Source organism: Arthrobacter rhamnosi, assembly GCF_054510975.1.
The window spans coordinates 155,340-172,361 of sequence record NZ_JBTNDN010000003.1 but is presented as its reverse complement, the minus strand read 5'-3'; the positions used below and the strand labels follow the sequence as shown (position 1 = coordinate 172,361).

Sequence of the window (17,022 nt, the reverse complement as noted above, 5' to 3'; positions counted from 1 at the left end):
GGCAACCGCTCCCAGACAGCGGTGCCTGCGGGGCCAAGGCTGTCCCCTCCCGACGCTCCATCATGGGGGAAGGATCCTTTCGATGACTGCTTTGACGCCAGGAAAGTCGACCGGGACACAACCGGATACGATATCCTCCGAGGCCCCGGCCGTGGAGTCGCCCTTCACACGGTTCGCCTCCATCCCGGAGGCCACCGGCTTGTACAACCCGGAGAACGAGAAGGACGCGTGCGGCCTCGCCGTCATCGCGACCCTTCGCGGCGAGCCGGGCCACGACATCGTGGACGCCGCGCTGACGGCCCTGCGCAACCTCGAGCACCGCGGCGCCGTCGGCGCCGACGAGGGTACGGGCGACGGCGCCGGCCTGCTGACCCAGATCCCCGACGAGTTCTTCAGAGCCGTCGTCGACTTCCCGCTCCCTCCCGCCGGCTCCTATGTGGTCGGGACGGCGTTCCTCCCGGCCGAGGCGAAGGAGGAGGAGACGGTGCGCGCCGGCCTCGAGTTCCTCGCCGAGTCCGAGGGCCTGACGGTGCTCGGCTGGCGGGCGGTCCCCGTGGTCGCCGACCTCGTGGGTGCAATGGCCCGCGCCTGCATGCCGCACTTCGTCCAGCTCTTCCTGGCGCCCAAGGACGGTGACCCGGCCGACCTCGACGCGAAGGCCTTCCGGGTCCGGAAGCGCGCGCAGAACAAGTACGGCGTGTACTTCCCCTCCCTGTCCTCGAAGACGATCGTCTACAAGGGCATGCTGACCACGGCGCAGCTCGAGCCGTTCTACCCCGACCTGTCGGACGAGCGCTTCAAGACGCGCCTCGGCATCGTCCACTCGCGGTTCTCCACGAACACCTTCCCGTCGTGGCCCCTCGCCCAGCCGTTCCGGACCATCGCGCACAACGGCGAGATCAACACCGTCAAGGGCAACCGCAACTGGATGCGTGCGCGGCAGTCGCAGCTGGCGAACCCCCTGCTCGGGGACTCGCCGGAGGAGCTGTACCCCGTCTGCACGCCGGGTGCGTCGGACTCCGCGTCCTTCGACGAGGTCGCCGAACTGCTCACCCTGTCCGGGCGCCCCATCACGCACTCCATCATGATGATGATCCCGGAGGCGTGGGAGAACCACGCCACCATGGATCCCGCCCGGCGCGCCTTCTACCAGTACCACTCCATGCTCATGGAGCCCTGGGACGGCCCTGCCGCCGTCTCCTTCACGGACGGTCGCCTCGTCGGCGCCGTCCTCGACCGCAACGGCCTGCGCCCGGCGCGGTACTGGGTCACCGAGGACGGTCTCGTCATCCTCGCGTCCGAGGTCGGCGTGCTCGACGTCGAGCCGTCCCGCGTGGTCCGCAAGGGCCGTGTCTCGCCCGGCAAGATGTTCCTCGTCGACACCGAGGAAGGCCGCCTCATCGAGGACCAGGAGATCAAGACCGAGGTCGCTGCCGCCAACCCGTGGGGGGAGTGGGTCAAGGAGAACCTGATCCAGCTCGAGGACCTCCCGGACCGCGAGCATGTCATCCATACCAAGGCGTCGATCAACCGTCGCCAGCGCACCTTCGGCTACACGCAGGAGGAACTGCGGATCCTGCTCGGCCCCATGGCGAAGAGCGGTGCCGAGCCGCTCGGTGCGATGGGCTCCGACACCCCGATCGCCGTGCTGTCGAAGCGCCCGCGGCTGCTGTTCGACTACTTCGTGCAGTCCTTCGCCCAGGTGACCAACCCGCCGCTGGACTCCATCCGTGAGGAGCTCGTCACCTCGATGGGCGTCACCATCGGGCCGGACGGCAACCTGCTGTCCACCGGTCAGGTGCGCTCGAAGCAGATCGCCCTGAAGTTCCCCGTCATCAACAATGACGAACTCGCGAAGATCGCCAACCTGGAGACGGACGACGGCGACCGGCTGACCGTCCGTGTGCGCGGCCTGTACCGGCACGACGGCGGTGAGGCCGCCCTGCGGGCGCGCCTCGCGGAGATCTGCGAGCAGGTGTCCAGTGCACTGAACCGCGGTGTCCAGTACGTGGTGCTGTCCGACCGCGACTCGAACGCGCAGTGGGCCCCCATCCCGTCCCTGCTGCTGACCAGCGCCGTGCACCACCACCTGCTCAAGAGCGCCAACCGCACCAAGACCTCCCTCGTCGTCGAAGCCGGCGACGTGCGCGAGGTCCACCACGTCGCGGTCCTGATCGGCTACGGCGCCTCCGCCGTGAACCCGTACCTCGCGATGGAGAGCTGCGAGGAACTCGTCCGCAACGGCGACATTACCGGCGTCACGGCCGAAGCCGCCGTCGCGCACCTCTTGAAGGGCCTCGGCAAGGGCGTCCTGAAGATCATGTCCAAGATGGGCATCTCCACGGTCAGCTCCTACTGCGGCGCCCAGACCTTCGAGGCCCTCGGCCTGTCGCAGGAGCTCGTGGACGAGTACTTCCACGGCACGCAGACGCAGCTCGGCGGCGTCGGACTCGACGTCGTCGCGGCGGAGACCGCGGCCCGCCACGAGAGCGCCTACCCGCAGGACGGCATCGAGGATCCGCACCGCGGCCTCGACAACGGAGGAGAGTACCAGTGGCGCCGCGAGGGCCCGCCGCACCTCTTCAACCCGGAGACCGTCTTCCGCCTGCAGCACGCGACGCGTGAACGCCGCTACGACATCTTCAAGGCGTACACGCAGGGCGTGGACGACCAGTCGAGGGACCTCATGACGCTCCGCGGGCTGCTCAAGCTCCGCGGCGATGCCCGTGAGCCCATCAGCATCGACGGGGTCGAGCCCGTCTCGTCCATCGTCAAGCGTTTCTCCACGGGTGCGATGAGCTACGGCTCCATCTCGAAGGAAGCGCACGAGACACTCGCCATCGCGATGAACCGCCTCGGCGCGAAGTCGAACACGGGCGAGGGGGGCGAGGACGTCGAGCGCCTGCTGGATCCGGAGCGCCGCTCCGCCATCAAGCAGGTCGCCTCGGGCCGGTTCGGCGTCACGAGCCTGTACCTGACCAACGCGGACGACATCCAGATCAAGATGGCGCAGGGAGCCAAGCCCGGTGAGGGCGGACAGCTCATGAGCCAGAAGGTGTACCCGTGGATCGCCCGGACGCGGCACTCCACGCCCGGCGTCGCCCTGATCTCGCCGCCGCCGCACCACGACATCTACTCCATCGAGGACCTCGCCCAGCTCATCTACGACCTCAAGCGGTCCAACCCGAGCGCACGCGTCCACGTCAAGCTCGTCTCCGAGGTAGGCATCGGCACGGTCGCCGCGGGCGTCACGAAGGCCAAGGCCGACGTCGTCCTGGTGTCCGGGCACGACGGCGGCACCGGCGCGAGCCCGCTGAACTCGCTCAAGCACGCCGGCATCCCCTGGGAGCTCGGACTCGCGGAGACGCAGCAGACGCTCATGCTCAACGGGTTGCGCGACCGCGTCGTCGTGCAGGTGGACGGCCAGCTCAAGACCGGGCGCGACGTCGTCATCGCCGCCCTGCTGGGAGGCGAGGAGTTCGGCTTCGCCACGGCGCCCCTCGTGGTCTCCGGCTGCATCATGATGCGCGTCTGCCACCTGGACACGTGCCCGGTGGGCGTCGCGACGCAGAACCCCGAACTGCGCAGCCGGTTCAACGGCAAGCCCGAGTTCGTCGTCAACTTCTTCGAGTTCATCGCCGAGGAGGTGCGCGAGATCCTCGCCGAGCTCGGTTTCCGGACGCTCGAGGAGGCCATCGGCCACAGCGAGCTGCTCGACGCCCGCGAGGCGATCGAGCACTGGAAGGCCGACGGCCTGGACCTCGACCCGATCCTGCGCGGCAACGAGTCCGATTCCGGCGAGCCGATGCGGAACATGCTCCCGCAGAACCACGAGCTGGACCAGCACTTCGACAACAAGCTCATCGAGATGAGCGCCGACGCGCTGCAGCACCGCTCGCCGGTGCGCATCTCGGTCGACGTGGTCAACACGGACCGCTCGGTGGGCACCATGCTCGGCCACCAGGTGACGAAGACCTTCGGGCTCGACACGCTGGCGACCAACACCATCGACGTCACCCTGACGGGCCAGGCCGGGCAGTCGCTCGGCGCGTTCCTGCCGGCCGGCATCACGCTGCGCCTGCTCGGGGACTCGAACGACTACGTAGGCAAGGGTCTGTCCGGCGGACGCATCATCGTGCGCCCGGACCGCTCCAACGTGTTCCGCGCGGACCACAACGTCATCGCCGGCAACGTCATCGGCTACGGCGCCACGAGCGGCGAGATGTTCCTGCGCGGCCAGGTGGGGGAGCGGTTCCTCGTCCGCAACTCGGGTGCGACGGCGGTGGCCGAGGGCATCGGCGACCACGGCTGCGAGTACATGACCGGCGGCCAGGCCCTGATCCTCGGACGCACCGGCCGCAACTTCGGCGCGGGCATGTCCGGAGGCACGGCCTTCGTGCTCGACCTCGACCGCGCCCGTGTCAACAAGCAGAGCCTCGAGAACGGTGAGCTCCTGCTCGTCGACCTCGACGCCGAGGACATCGAGATCGTCCGGCGGCTGCTGATCCAGCACGTCGAGGAGACGGAGTCGAACCTCGCGGAAAGCCTGCTGGAGTCCTTCGAGGACACCGTTTCCCGATTCACGAAGGTCCTGCCGCGCGATTACGCCGCGGTACTGGACGCCCGCGCCACCGCCGTCGAACAGGGCCTCGACCCCGACGGCGAAGAGGCGTGGACCAAGATCCTGGAGGTAACCGGTGGCTGACCCACGCGGATTCATGAAGGTGCGCGAGCGCCAAACCCAGCCCCGACGCCCCGTCCCGGTGCGCATCATGGACTGGAAAGAGGTGTACGAGGCGCAGGAGAAGGGCGTGCTGAAGGCCCAGGCGGGCCGCTGCATGGACTGCGGCATCCCGTTCTGCCATCAGGGCTGCCCGCTGGGCAACCTCATCCCGGAGTGGAACGACCTCATGTTCCGCGACAAGGGACGCGAGGCGATCGAGCGCCTGCACGCCACGAACAACTTCCCCGAGTTCACCGGCCGGCTCTGCCCCGCGCCGTGCGAGTCCTCCTGCGTGCTCGGCATTAACCAGCCGCCCGTGACGATCAAGCAGGTCGAGGTGTCCATCGCGGACCTGGCGTTCGGTGAGGGCTGGGTGGAACCGCACCCGCCGGAGCGCCTGACCGACCGCACGATCGCCGTCGTCGGATCCGGACCGGCCGGGCTCGCTGCAGCGCAGCAGCTGACCCGTGCCGGCCATACCGTCGCCGTCTACGAGCGTGACGACCGCATCGGCGGCCTGCTGCGCTACGGCATCCCGGACTTCAAGATGGAGAAGGTCCACCTCGAGCGCCGCCTCGCCCAGATGGAGGCCGAAGGCACCCGTTTCCGCACCGGCGTCGACGTGGGTAAGGACATCAGCTGGGGCCAGCTCAGGCGCCGGTACGACGCCGTCGTCATTGCGACGGGTGCCACCCTGCCGCGCGATCTCCCCATCCCCGGACGCGACCTCGAGGGCGTTCACTTCGCGATGGACTACCTCGTGCAGGCCAACCGGGTCGTGGCGGGCGAGTCGGTCGAGGACCAGATCCATGCCGAGGGCAAGCACGTGGTCATCCTCGGCGGCGGTGACACCGGCGCGGACTGCCTCGGCACCGCCCACCGGCAGAAGGCCGCGTCCGTCACGACGCTCGCCATCGGGCAGCAGCCGCCCACGGAGCGGCGTCCGGACCAGCCCTGGCCGACGTTCCCCACGCTGTTCGACATCGCGAGCGCCCACGAGGAAGGCGGCGAGCGCCGTTACCTGGCCTCCACCGTCGAGTTCGTCGGTGACAACGGCGTGCTGCGCGGCATCAAGGTGGCGGAGACCGAATTCGTCAACGGACGCCGCGTCCCCAAGACGGGCACCGAGCGCGAGATCCCCGCCGACCTGGTCTTCCTCTCGCTCGGCTTCACGGGCGCCGAGCCGGCCGGTATCACCGAGCAGGTCCAGGCCGAGTTCGACGACCGCGGGAACGTGGCGCGCGACGGGTATTACATGACCAACACGCCCGGTGTCTTCTCCGCAGGTGACGCCGGCCGCGGCCAGTCGCTGATCGTCTGGGCCATCGCCGAGGGGCGCGCATGCGCTGCCGCCGTGGACCAGTGGCTCATGGGTTCCACCAAGCTCCCTGCACCCGTGGCGCCGACCGACCGCTCCATCGCCGTGCTCTGACCGGCCCGCAGACCTTACCCCCCACCCCAACACGACTAGGCTAGGTTCATGAGACGCGCAAAAATCGTTGCAACATTCGGCCCCGCAATCGCCAGCTATGAGAACACCCTCGCCGTGCTCGAGGCGGGCGTCGACGTAGCCCGGATGAACATGAGCCATGGCGACTACGCCGTGCACAGCACCACCTACGAGAACGTCCGCCGTGCGTCAGCGGAGCTCGGCAAGCCCGTCGGCATCTTCGCCGACCTGCAGGGTCCCAAGATCCGCCTCGGCCGCTTCGCCGACGGCCCCCACGCACTGTCACCGGGCGACGTCTTCACCATCACCGTCGAGGACATCCAGGGCACCCAGGACATCTCCTCCACCACCTTCAAGGGACTGCCGCAGGACGTCAACGTCGGCGACATGCTCCTCATCGACGACGGCAAGGTCGCGCTCCGCGCCACCGCTGTCGATGACGTGTCGGTCACCACCGAGGTGGTCGTCGGCGGCATGGTGTCGAACAACAAGGGCATCAACCTGCCCGGCGTCGCCGTCAACGTCCCCGCCCTCAGTGACAAGGACGAGGAGGACCTGCGCTGGGCCCTCCAGATCGGCGTCGACATGGTCGCGCTGTCCTTCGTGCGTGACGCCGGAGACGTGAAGCGCGTCCACGAGATCATGGACGAGGAGGGACGCCGGGTCCCGGTCATCGCGAAGATCGAGAAGCCGCAGGCCGTGGACGCCCTCGAGGAGATCATCGACGCCTTCGACGCCATCATGGTGGCGCGAGGCGACCTCGGCGTCGAACTGCCGCTGCAGGACGTGCCCATCGTCCAGAAGCGGGCCGTCGAACTGGCGCGCCGCTGGGCGAAGCCGGTCATCGTCGCCACGCAGGTGCTCGAATCGATGATCGACAACCCCCGGCCCACGCGCGCAGAGGCCTCCGACTGCGCCAACGCGGTGCTCGACGGCGCTGATGCCGTCATGCTGTCCGGCGAGACGAGCGTCGGCAAGTATCCGATCGAGACGGTCCGCACCATGGCGGACATCATCGAATCCACCGAACGCCACGGCCTCGAGCGCGTCCCGCCGCTGGGGAGCAAGCCGAGGACCCGCGGTGGCGCCATCACCCGCGCTGCCGTCGAGATCTCCGACCAGCTCGACGCCAAGTACATCTGCACGTTCACGCAGTCCGGGGATTCCGCCCGCCGCCTCTCGCGCCTCCGCCCGAAGAAGCCGGTCTTCGCCTTCACCCCCGTGCAGTCGACCCTGAACACCATGTCCCTCATCTGGGGCATCCAGCCGAAGCTCGTCGAGTTCGTGGAGCACACGGACCAGATGACGGCCCAGGTGGACCGGGTCCTCTTCGAGCAGGGCCTCGTCGAGGTCGACGACCTCGTGGTCATCGCCGCCGGGTCCCCTCCCGGGCAGGCCGGCTCCACCAACTCCATCAAGGTCCACCGTGTCGGAGACATCACGGACGCCGGACAGCTGCCCGACGGTCACACCTCCTTCATCAAGGAAGGCGTGGGCCCCTGGCCCGCCAAGAAGAAGTAGCCGAACCGCTTCCAGGTAACAGAAGACCCCCACCCGATCGGGTGGGGGTCTTCTGGTGTGCCGTTCTTCTGTTGTGCCAGCAGGCCCGTCGCCTGGCTACCGCGCGGCGTCAGTTGACCTGGTTGATGATCGTCTCGGCGACCTCGCGCATGCTGAGGCGACGATCCATGGATGTCTTCTGGATCCAGCGGAAGGCCTCCGGCTCGGTGAGGCCCATCTTCGTGGTCAGCAGGCTCTTGGCACGCTCGACCAGCTTGCGGGTGGCGAACTGCTCCTGCAGGTCGGACACCTCGGCCTCGAGCGCCTTGATCTCCTCGTAGCGCGACATGGCGATCTCGATGGCGGGGATGAGGTCGGCCGGGGTGAAGGGCTTGACCACGTAGGCCATGGCCCCGGCGTCGCGAGCACGGTCGATGAGTTCCTTCTGGCTGAAGGCGGTCAGCAGGACGACCGGCGCGATACGGGCCTTCACGATCTGTTCCGCCGCCGTGATGCCGTCCATGACGGGCATCTTCACGTCCATGAGCACGAGGTCCGGCTTGTGCTCCTGGGCGAGGGCGACGGCCTTCTCGCCGTTGTCGGCTTCCGCCACGACCTCGTAGCCTTCCCCACGCAGGATCTCGATGATGTCGAGCCGGATGAGCGTCTCGTCCTCGGCCACGATGACCCGGCGTGCGGGTCCGGCGGGCGTGGATTCGGTGGGTTCAGACACTGTTGCTCCTTGATGACGATGGCGTTCCGATGGGCCCGCGGAGGCATGCTCCCGTTCCCGGAAACAGCCTATCGGCATGTAGAGTGGATTCGCGCACCGGGCCCCGAGGAAGTCAGCCCAGGGCCGGTGCGGCTACGGCCCGAATGGCGGAATTGGCAGACGCGCTGCACTCAAAATGCAGTATCGAGAGGTGTGTGGGTTCGAGTCCCACTTCGGGCACCGGTCTTCAGCAGGGTCCGGCCGAGGGACCTCACTACTCCGCTGCGGGCCGCTGTCGCTGACGTTTCGTGGCTGACCGTTGGTCCTTCGCAGCCAGTCGCCGGCGGACCGAGCCCCGCGTGGGTCGGGTCGCCCGGCGGGCGGCCGGGTCGGGCGCAAGGGCCTCTGCCACCCGCTCGGTGAGCCTGGCCAGGGCGATCTCACGGTTGCGCAGCTGTGAGCGTCGCTCCGAGGCCGCCACGGTGATCACCCCGGACACGAGACGGGGTCCGAGACGCGTGAGCAGCCTCGTGCGCTGGCCGTCCGAGAGCGCGGCCGAGCGCGCGACATCCCACGAGAGCTCCGCGCGGCTGTCCGAGGTGTTGACGTGCTGGCCGCCCGGGCCGGACGACCGCGAGAACCGCCAGTCCAGTTCCGACGCGGGAATCGTGAGTGCGGGTGTCACCTCGAGATCCATGTACCCAGCGTCGCACGATCAGCAGCAGGGAGGTGCCCTCGGAGGTGCCGGGGGTAGATTGGGCCCATGGCCAGCGAAGCGATGATCCTCGATGTCGACGGTCCGGACGGCGTCCGTCCGGTCCGCCTGTCCAGCCCGTCCCGGGTGCTCTGGCCGCAGGCCGGGCTGACGAAGCTGGACCTCGCACGGTACCTCGTCGAGGTCGCGCCGGCCTTCCTGCGGGCGAACGGCGGGCGTCCCGTCTCCCTGCAGCGGTTCGGCGGCGACGTGGACGGCGAGTACTTCTTCAGCAAGAATCCGCCCAAGGGCGCGCCCGACTACGTGCGGAGCGTCACCGTCGTCTATCCCAGCGGCCGCTCGCACCCCCAGCTGGTCCTGGACGAGCCCGCGTCGGCCGTCTGGGCGGCCCAGATGAACACGGTCGTCTTCCACCCGTGGGCGTCGCGTGCGGACAACCCCGACCTGCCGGACGAGCTGCGGATCGACCTCGACCCGCAGCCGGGAACCACCTTCCCCGACGTCGTGGCGGCGGCCCACGAACTCCGTGCCGTCCTCCGTGAGGCGGGCCTGACCTGCTTCGTCAAGACGTCCGGCAACCGCGGCCTCCATGTCTTCGCGCCGATCGAACCGGTGCACGAGTTCCTCGAGGTCCGCCGGGCTGTGATCGCTGCCGCGCGTGAACTGGAGCGGCGGATGCCGGACCGCGTGACGACGGCGTGGTGGAAGGAAGAGCGGGGCGCCCGCATCTTCGTGGACTACAACCAGGCGAACCGGGACCGCACGATGGCCGGGGCCTACAGCCCGCGGGCGCTCCCGCACGCCTCCGTGTCCTGCCCCCTCACGTGGGACGAGCTGACCGGCGTCGACCCGGCCTCCTTCACCATCACCACCGTGCCGGAGCGCCTCCGGACGATCGGCGACCCGTGGGAGGACCTCCACGCCGAGCCGGGAAGCATCGACGTCCTCCGTGGCTGGTGGGATCGTGACGTCGAGGCCGGGCTGGGCGAGCTGCCTTTCCCGCCCGACTTCCCGAAGATGCCGGGCGAGCCTCTGCGTGTGCAGCCGAGCCGGGCACGGAACCGCGACTGATCCGCCCTGTCAATGGGCGTTCCGCACCCTCCCGCCCGGGTGCGCCCGGGACTGCGCTGGTAGAACAGGAATGAAAAGTTGCCGTGCCCCGGCGTCGAGCCGGGCCCGAGCCGTGCCGGCCCCCGCCCGGCCCTGGGAGACCCATGAAGAAGATCGTGCTGTCATCGACCCTCCTGCTGATCCTCCTGACCGGGTGCGGTGGCAACCCTGCCACCGACGAGGAGCCTGCCGGTCCCACACCCAATCCTGCCGAGACGAGCGCGCCGGCGTCGGCCCCCTCCGGGGCTCCGTCGGTGGAGGGCCTGGCCGATGCTGCGAGCGGCACGTTCTCCTTCCGGGTCGACCAGGCACAGGGTGACGTCGTCCTCCCCGCCGAGGCGCCGGAGGACGTCGAGGGGCTGCGCGGGCAACTGGGCCAGGAGCCGGTGAGCTACGTGCTGGTGACCGTCCAGAATCCTGACGGGGGAGCAACGATCGACCTCGACTCCGTCACGGTGTCCACCCCGGAAGGCCAGGACCTGCAGTTCCGCCCCGCATCGACAGTGATCGGTGAGTGGGGAGCAGCAGCGAACAGCGGGGAATCCTCGCCGGATGTCGCCGACCTGGTGGGGCAGTACAGCGGGGGAGCGATCCCCGGGGAGACGACCGACCTGCTGATGATCGGAGCGTTCCCCGAGGTGCCCGACACTGTGCGGACGGTGATGGTCCAGCCGGCCGGGGGTGAGCCCGTGGAAGCCACCGCCAATCCGGAGTCATAGGCTACTGCCTCGTGGACTCCGACCCCACAACTCGGCATCGCCTCCGCTGCGGCGATGCCGCAGAGTAAACTTCGAGCTATGCCGATCAAGGAGCCTTCCCGCACAGCGGTGGTCATCGAGGATGACGATGACGTGCGCGATCTGCTGCACACCGTGCTGACCGGATCGGGCTTCCTCGTCCATACCGCCCCTGCGGGACTCGCGGGCGTGGAGATGGTGCGCCGACTGATGCCGGACGTCGTCACGCTCGACGTCGGGCTGCCGGATATCGACGGCTTCGAGGTTGCGGAGCGGATCCGCAGGTTCTCGACCACCTTCATCGTGATGCTGACGGCACGGGCGGCACCGGCCGACGAGAAGCGCGGGTTCGAGGCCGGCGCGAACCGCTACCTGCGCAAGCCCTTCCGACCGGCTGAGCTGCGTCGGCACATCCAGGAAGGGATGGCGGCGGCGGGCGTCTGACGTGCCCGTCCAGTCCTCCGCGTTCCCGCCACAACAACTTCTTCCGACCGGCTTCCGCCCGGTTCGGTGACTCCTGGTGTTCAGTGGCTCCTTGCCCCGGCCCTGCTGACCAGCACGGGCTGGTTCACGGCGTCGGACGCGATACCCGTCACCACGGCGAAGACACCCTTGTGCAGATAGTCGATGACCTTCTCACCCGTCGGCCACAGGGCCGGCGCCGCCCCGGCGCCGGTCGCAACCTCCAGCGTCTGGTCGAAGGCGAGGCGGACGACGGTGTGGGCGGCCGTGGCTGAGGGACCTCGGATGCCCGTCACGGACCAGATCCCCCGGAGGGCACCGAGGGTGGCGCCGGTGAGCCAGTGCATCGTGTGGTTCCACACCGGGTAGTGGACCGCGTTGCTGGTGGGCCGGCCGCAGAGGATCCGCAGGGTCCGCGCGGGAATGTGCGAATCCGGACGGTGCGTGATGCGCTGCTCGACGAGTTCACCGACGGTCATGGCGGCCGTCCCCAGCAGGCCCGCCCCCATCCCGCGGAGGGCCGCCCGCGCGAGGACGGACCCGCGTTCCCCCACTAGTTGTCCTTCCCGCGGGCGTCGTCGTCGAGGTCGGTGTCGATGCCGTTGTTGTCGTCGTAATTGCCGGTATCGGTGCCGGTGTTGTCGCTGTCCTTGTTGCCGAGGTCGCAACCGCCGACGAAGAGGGCGCTGGCGGCGAGAACGGCGGCGAGAGTCTTCATCTTCTTGTCGGCCATGAGGGTTCCGTTCAGTGGTGCCGTGGGTCGGGCGGCGTTCTCGCCGTCGACAGTTCACGGTAGGCAGGCCGACGAGTGCGGGGCAACCGCCGGCGGCGGATGGAAGGGGCTTGCAATCGGTGCTCGGGTTATCCGGGCACGACGCCGTAGCGCTGCATGAGCCAGTCCAGGTTGTCCTGCAGTCCCGCCCTCCACGCCTCCCAGGTGTGGCCGCCGGGTACGGTCTGCAGCCGTACGTCGACCTTCGCTTGCTTCATCGCTGCTGCGACCTTCTCGCCCTGGGGCCGGTAGAAGGCGTCATCGGCTCCCACGGTGATGACACCTGCCGTGCCGGTCAGGGTGCGGGCCATGATCACATCGAGGGGATTCTGCGCGGCGAAGGCGGCGGCGTCGCCCGAGAAGTAGCGGGTGATCAGTGCGTCCTGGCCCGCCCCGATGGTCGGCTTGTCCTCCCCCGAGATGTCCAGGAACGTCGGGTAGGCATCAGGATGCCCCGTCGCGAGGGTCAGCGAGCAGGTGCCTCCGTAGGAGAAGCCGCCGATGGCCCAGTCCGTCGCCGCGTCCGTGCCCGCCTTCAGCGTGTCCTTCACCCAGTTCGGAACGTCCGTCGAGAGGTAGGTGCCTGCCCGGCCGTAGTTGCTGTCCAGGCACAGGGACGGCGTCGGTCCGGTGCTCGCCGTCGCGTCGGGCAGCACGACGATCGGCGCGAGACCCTTGTGGGTGGCGGCAAAGGAATCCATCACCGCCGGCAGCTGCCCTCCCGTGATCCAGTCCTCCGGTCCTCCCGGGTCGCCGTGGATCAGCACCAGCACGGGCACGGAGGCCGGAGTGGCGGCCAGGTAGGCCGGCGGCAGGTAGACGTACGCGGGCCCGGCTTCCACACCCGACACGGTGCCGGGGATCGTCGTCCGGTACACCTTCCCTGTGGCGGGCATGCCGGCCGGAGGGGTCCAGTCGGCGAGGGTGCTCAGGGGGCCGGCCGCTGCATCCGCGGGCCTCCGAACGCCCCCAAGTTCCGGGATGGCGCTCCCGCCGGTCACTGCCCCCAGCGTCGGATACGAGCCGTAGTACGCGTTGACGCCCGCTGCCACTGCGGCAAGGACCACGATCGGTGCGACGACGGCAAGGCATCGCTGCCACCAGCGCGGGGAGGCCCGGCCCTTTGCGACGGCGAGGACGACGCCCGCGATGCCCAGCCCGCCGAGCAGGTAGAACCACGCCGGCTGTGGCGCGCCCCAACTGTTCAGGACCTTCTCACTGACGAACCACACGACCGATCCGCCGACAGCTCCGACGGCGAGCGCCGGAAGGACGGCCCGGACGAGGAACCGACGGCGTCCGGCCGCAAGCCACAGCAGGGCCACGCCGCCCGCGACCGCGAACAGCGCCGGGGCCGGCCCGTCGATCAGGTCCCAGTCGAGGGGATTCATCGGGGTGCGGAAGTTGTAGAGCGTGTCGACGCGGGGGTCCCGTCGGGGGACGCAGCCGGCTCGGGCGGCGGCACGGGGTTCGGGCCGGAGGTAGGGCGGGAAGTCCCGTCGGGGGACACATCCGGCCGGAGTGCGCGGGCCGGTGGGACCGGTGCCGGGAACGTGGTCCGTCGGGGTGCTGCCGTGAGGAGCCGCCAGACATCGACCGCGCTGACGTCGGGGGCGTAGGCCCTGCCGACGGCCTGTCCGATCGACGGCAGGGTGGCCGGATCCTCATAGCACAGGTACAGCGGCACGTACCGGGGCCCGAACTTCGACTTGAACGCGACGAGGGATCGGAACCCGTACACCGGTTCGAGCGTGCGCCCGACCAGGGCGAGGACGCGGTCGAGGGCGTCGTCGGACACGTCCGTGCCGGTCCCAATGCCTGATCGGGCCAGGGGAGCGCCGGACAGGCTCAGTTGCGCATATCCCTCAGCCTGCAGGTCCAACGCCGCCTGCGCGATGAGCACCTCGATGCTGTGCTTGAAACCGGAGCCGCGGCGGCGCATGAAGTCGAGGGTCCATCCCGTCACCCGGCCGTCCTCGTGGATGGGCAGCCAGGATGCGACCGCGTGGACGGTGCAGTCGTCATCGAGGATGACCGAGCAGCGGACCGCCGGATCGCGCAGTTCGTCGATGCCGCCGAGCGTGAAGCCCATCTCCGGCAGGGCTTTGTCCGCCACCCACTCCTCCGAGATGCTGCGGATCTGGTCCAGGATCACGAGCGGTGTCCTTCCGCTGTCCACCCATTCGTTGTGCACGCCGATTCTCCGCGCCTGGTTGAGGGCGGTACGGATGTCCTGGAACTTCCTGCCCGTGAAGGCGAGGCTGCCGAGGTCGAGCACCGTCTCCTCGGCCACCTGAAGGCGTCGAAAGCCCACTACCTCGAGTGCCTCCGCGACCTCACCGGTCACCGAGTAGAAGCAGGGCGTCCAGCCCTGCGCATGGCAGTACCCGCAGAACCCCCGCAACGCACGGTCCCTGTCGGCGCGGGGGCCCACGGGCCCGGCGAGGGTGAGCGCCACACCGGATATCACCCTGTACGGCACGTAGGAGGTGCCGTCGAACCAGTAGGAGTTGCCCGGCCACAGGCCCATCCACGTCATGGACCCCCTGCCGTGCATCCTTGCGATCGCACGTGCGCGCTCGCGGTCGGCGTCGTCCGCCGTGCGCTGGACGGATCGGAACGAGCGCAGGAGCAGCACGGCGACCACGGCCCAGAAGGCGGTGCCGATCCATTCGTAGAGGATGACGGCTGCGCTGTCCGAGGGCAGAAAGGCGGGGTAGATGCGCAGCGTCGCAGCGACGGGCAGGAGACGCTGGGGGAAGTCGGCGAGGAGGACGGGCAGTGTCGCCACGGGGCTGAACTGGTCGGCGACCGCGAGTCCGGCGCCGACGTAGAGTGCGGCAGCCAGGACCAGTGCGAGGACGACGCGGGCGCTGATCGTCCGGTACGTGCCGGGGGCCGCCCGCAGCGTGAAGAGCCTCCGGCCGACGACGAGGAGCAGCACGATTGCGACGGGCTGCAGGGCGGGCACCACCAGGTCCGCGATGATCCGCTCCGGAGACGCGCCCTGAAGGAACGGAGCGAGTTCGCCGTCCGCGCCGTGGTGCAGGAAGGTCAGGAACATGTGGACGGACAGGAGTGCCAGCCCGGCCTGCACCAGGATCGTCCCCGCCCAGGCGAAGCGGCGGCCCCGCCGCAGGCCGTTCGCGAGGACGAGCAGGAGCACCGTCGGCAGGCACGACATCGTGATCCCACCGAGGCCCGCCCGGGCCTGCAGCTGCGCTTCGGCGCAGCGGTGCACGGCGCTTCCGGGCTCGCAGGCCGCCCTCACGGCGTCGGGGGTCGCGCCCTCGACGGAGGTGAAGAGGACTCCGAGGACGGCGAAGGGCCCCGTCGCGTGGGGGGACAGAGCGGCCAGTGCAGGGCCGACGGCTGCGGCGGCGCACACCAACGCGACGAGGACGCGGGACTCACGGATGGAGGGCGCGGCACTGCGGCGGGGCCGATGGCTGAGGAGGAACGGTCCCGCGGCGAGCCCGGCCAGGGCGGCGACGAGCAGCGCGACGGACAGGAGTGCGCCGTTGTAGAGGACGAGGGTCAGGGGGAGGAGCACCCCGAGGATCCGAAGACGGCGGCGCCAGAGGGGACCCATGCCGGCGGTCGCGGCCAGGGTCGCTCCGAGCACTCCGAATGCGGGTCCGCCCAGGGAGGTGCCGCCGAAGTCGTCGGCCCATCGGGGGAAGAGGGGCGCCACGGCAGCACCGAGGACGGTGACCCCCGCGAGTGCTGCGAGATGGGTCGCCACGACGGCAGCAGCGAAGCGGCGGGACCCCAGCCTGCCCTCAGCCAGGACGCCAGGGCCGAGGAGGGCCGCCGTCGTCCCGAGATAGGCCAGCGGGCTTGGCGCCCATGCCAGGGACAGGACGGGTGCGAGCGGGTTCTGCGCGATCGTGCCGGGATCGAACAGCACCAGCGGTGCGAGTCCGGCCGGCGGACCAGCCGGCAGCGACCGCGTCCCCAGCGCAAGGAGCCACAGGGCCACGAGGCCGGCCAATGCTCCGGGCGCCCGGCGCGCCAACGAGGCGGGGAACGACCGGAGGGCCGTTGCCCGGGTGGTCCGGGTGGCCTGCGTCCCGCGGACTGCAGCCGCTCCGCCGTCGTGCCGGTCCTGGCTCATGGTTCCCCTCGTGCGGACGCCGTTGCACCCGTGGGGTCGCGTCGGATCCCGCCGGGTGCGCGCCGTGGTGCAGCGCCGCCGTCAGTATCCGGGGAACCGCTGGACGCGCGCTGGACGGGAAATGGGAACGGGCTGCAAGCGGAGGAGGTGCACGGGGGGAACCCGTCAATCGCGGGCGTCCCGGATCATGTTCGTGATGCGGGCGGTGGAGAGCCGCCGCCCCTGCTCGTCCGTCATGATCACCTCGTGGGTGGTCAGGGTCCGGCCGAGGTGGATCGCCGTCGCGGTGCCGGTGACGAGGCCCGAGGACGCGCTGCGGTGATGCGTCGCGCCCACCTCTATCCCGACCGCCTGCCGTCCCGGACCCGCATGGAGTCCTGCCGCGAAGGATCCGAGCGTCTCCGCCAGGACCACGTGCGCTCCGCCGTGCAGGATGCCGGCGACCTGCTGGTTGCCCTCGACGGGCATGGTCGCGACCATGCGCTCGGCGCTCATCTCGGAGAAGATGATGCCCATCTTGACTGTCAGCGCCCCCACCCCGTAGCGGCCCAGCCAACCGTGCATCTCAGCGGGGATTCCGGCGGCGACGAGCTCGGCCAGCCGCTCCTCGGACGGTGCCTGGACGGCGTCGGGCTGGGTGCGGTTGTCTGTCATGGCAACTAGGCTGGCACCTGTGAGTGAAACAACCAAACCTGCTGCCACCTTGACCATGACCCCGCCCGCC

Annotated in this window: 13 protein-coding genes and 1 tRNA gene; 7 read left to right on the top strand and 7 right to left on the bottom strand. The window is 69.6% G+C overall.

Going from position 1 to position 17,022, the window contains the following annotated elements:
• The first annotated feature begins 82 nt into the window (after nt 1–82).
• Genes gltB through pyk form a run of 3 tightly spaced genes read left to right on the top strand, consistent with a single transcriptional unit; the run spans nt 83 to nt 7,694 of the window.
• Nucleotides 83–4,705, top strand: coding sequence for a glutamate synthase large subunit (gene gltB, locus ACX80J_RS09175; protein ID WP_459347541.1), 4,623 nt, complete (start codon nt 83–85; stop codon nt 4,703–4,705).
• A complete protein-coding gene (locus ACX80J_RS09170) occupies nt 4,698–6,155 on the top strand; it encodes a glutamate synthase subunit beta (RefSeq protein ID WP_459347540.1) in 1,458 nt (485 codons plus the stop codon). Before gltB ends, ACX80J_RS09170 begins: the two co-directional genes overlap by 8 nt.
• Nucleotides 6,156–6,203: 48 nt before the next feature.
• The gene (pyk, locus tag ACX80J_RS09165) at nt 6,204–7,694 is read left to right on the top strand and encodes a pyruvate kinase (protein ID WP_459347539.1); all 1,491 of its coding nucleotides are present in this window, start codon (nt 6,204–6,206) and stop codon (nt 7,692–7,694) included.
• 109 nt (nt 7,695–7,803) lie between these two features.
• Here pyk and ACX80J_RS09160 read toward each other — a convergent pair whose 3' ends face one another.
• Complete coding sequence (locus tag ACX80J_RS09160) at nt 7,804–8,406, bottom strand: ANTAR domain-containing response regulator (protein WP_087073309.1); 603 nt, start codon at nt 8,404–8,406, stop codon at nt 7,804–7,806.
• A 137-nt stretch (nt 8,407–8,543) separates the two neighbouring features.
• On the opposite strand from ACX80J_RS09160, the gene ACX80J_RS09155 reads away from it, so the two are divergent.
• Nucleotides 8,544–8,625: transfer RNA gene (locus ACX80J_RS09155), tRNA-Leu, on the top strand.
• Nucleotides 8,626–8,659: 34 nt separating this feature from the next.
• Here ACX80J_RS09155 and arfB read toward each other — a convergent pair.
• Complete coding sequence (gene arfB / locus ACX80J_RS09150) at nt 8,660–9,082, bottom strand: alternative ribosome rescue aminoacyl-tRNA hydrolase ArfB (RefSeq protein WP_459347538.1); 423 nt, start codon at nt 9,080–9,082, stop codon at nt 8,660–8,662.
• A 66-nt stretch (nt 9,083–9,148) separates the two neighbouring features.
• Between arfB and ligD the strand changes: the two genes are divergently transcribed.
• The 3 genes from ligD to ACX80J_RS09135 all read left to right on the top strand — a co-directional run bounded on the left by ligD (nt 9,149) and on the right by ACX80J_RS09135 (nt 11,391).
• Nucleotides 9,149–10,171, top strand: coding sequence for a non-homologous end-joining DNA ligase (gene ligD / locus ACX80J_RS09145; protein ID WP_459347537.1), 1,023 nt, complete (start codon nt 9,149–9,151; stop codon nt 10,169–10,171).
• A 143-nt stretch (nt 10,172–10,314) separates the two neighbouring features.
• Entirely contained in the window at nt 10,315–10,929 is a 615-nt protein-coding gene (locus ACX80J_RS09140; RefSeq protein WP_459347536.1) for a hypothetical protein, read from the top strand.
• Between the two features lie 78 nt (nt 10,930–11,007).
• Entirely contained in the window at nt 11,008–11,391 is a 384-nt protein-coding gene (locus ACX80J_RS09135; RefSeq protein WP_459344520.1) for a response regulator transcription factor, read from the top strand.
• A gap of 80 nt (nt 11,392–11,471) precedes the next feature.
• On the opposite strand, the gene ACX80J_RS09130 is transcribed toward ACX80J_RS09135, so the two are convergent.
• The 5 genes from ACX80J_RS09130 to ACX80J_RS09110 all read right to left on the bottom strand — a co-directional run bounded on the left by ACX80J_RS09130 (nt 11,472) and on the right by ACX80J_RS09110 (nt 16,952).
• On the bottom strand, nt 11,472–11,963 hold the full coding sequence (locus ACX80J_RS09130) for a hypothetical protein (RefSeq protein ID WP_459347535.1): 492 nt from the start codon (nt 11,961–11,963) through the stop codon (nt 11,472–11,474).
• On the bottom strand, nt 11,963–12,142 hold the full coding sequence (locus ACX80J_RS09125) for a hypothetical protein (RefSeq protein WP_459310553.1): 180 nt from the start codon (nt 12,140–12,142) through the stop codon (nt 11,963–11,965). The genes ACX80J_RS09130 and ACX80J_RS09125 overlap by 1 nt, the downstream gene beginning before the upstream one ends.
• A gap of 128 nt (nt 12,143–12,270) precedes the next feature.
• On the bottom strand, nt 12,271–13,572 hold the full coding sequence (locus ACX80J_RS09120) for an alpha/beta hydrolase (RefSeq protein WP_459347534.1): 1,302 nt from the start codon (nt 13,570–13,572) through the stop codon (nt 12,271–12,273).
• Entirely contained in the window at nt 13,569–16,298 is a 2,730-nt protein-coding gene (locus ACX80J_RS09115; protein WP_459347533.1) for a bifunctional lysylphosphatidylglycerol flippase/synthetase MprF, read from the bottom strand. Before ACX80J_RS09115 ends, ACX80J_RS09120 begins: the two co-directional genes overlap by 4 nt.
• A 165-nt stretch (nt 16,299–16,463) precedes the next feature.
• Nucleotides 16,464–16,952 (bottom strand): hotdog fold thioesterase, encoded by a 489-nt coding sequence (locus tag ACX80J_RS09110; protein ID WP_459347532.1) that lies wholly within the window; start codon nt 16,950–16,952, stop codon nt 16,464–16,466.
• Nucleotides 16,953–17,022: the final 70 nt, after the last annotated feature.

Coding starts and splice junctions, on each gene's coding strand:
- pyk (WP_459347539.1), top strand. CDS start 6,204: ATGAGACGCGCAAAAATCGTTGCAACATTCGGCCCCGCAATCGCCAGC.
- arfB (WP_459347538.1), bottom strand. CDS start 9,082: ATGGATCTCGAGGTGACACCCGCACTCACGATTCCCGCGTCGGAACTG.
- ACX80J_RS09115 (WP_459347533.1), bottom strand. CDS start 16,298: ATGAGCCAGGACCGGCACGACGGCGGAGCGGCTGCAGTCCGCGGGACG.
- gltB (WP_459347541.1), top strand. CDS start 83: ATGACTGCTTTGACGCCAGGAAAGTCGACCGGGACACAACCGGATACG.
- ACX80J_RS09125 (WP_459310553.1), bottom strand. CDS start 12,142: ATGGCCGACAAGAAGATGAAGACTCTCGCCGCCGTTCTCGCCGCCAGC.
- ACX80J_RS09110 (WP_459347532.1), bottom strand. CDS start 16,952: ATGACAGACAACCGCACCCAGCCCGACGCCGTCCAGGCACCGTCCGAG.
- ligD (WP_459347537.1), top strand. CDS start 9,149: ATGGCCAGCGAAGCGATGATCCTCGATGTCGACGGTCCGGACGGCGTC.
- ACX80J_RS09140 (WP_459347536.1), top strand. CDS start 10,315: ATGAAGAAGATCGTGCTGTCATCGACCCTCCTGCTGATCCTCCTGACC.
- ACX80J_RS09135 (WP_459344520.1), top strand. CDS start 11,008: ATGCCGATCAAGGAGCCTTCCCGCACAGCGGTGGTCATCGAGGATGAC.
- ACX80J_RS09120 (WP_459347534.1), bottom strand. CDS start 13,572: ATGAATCCCCTCGACTGGGACCTGATCGACGGGCCGGCCCCGGCGCTG.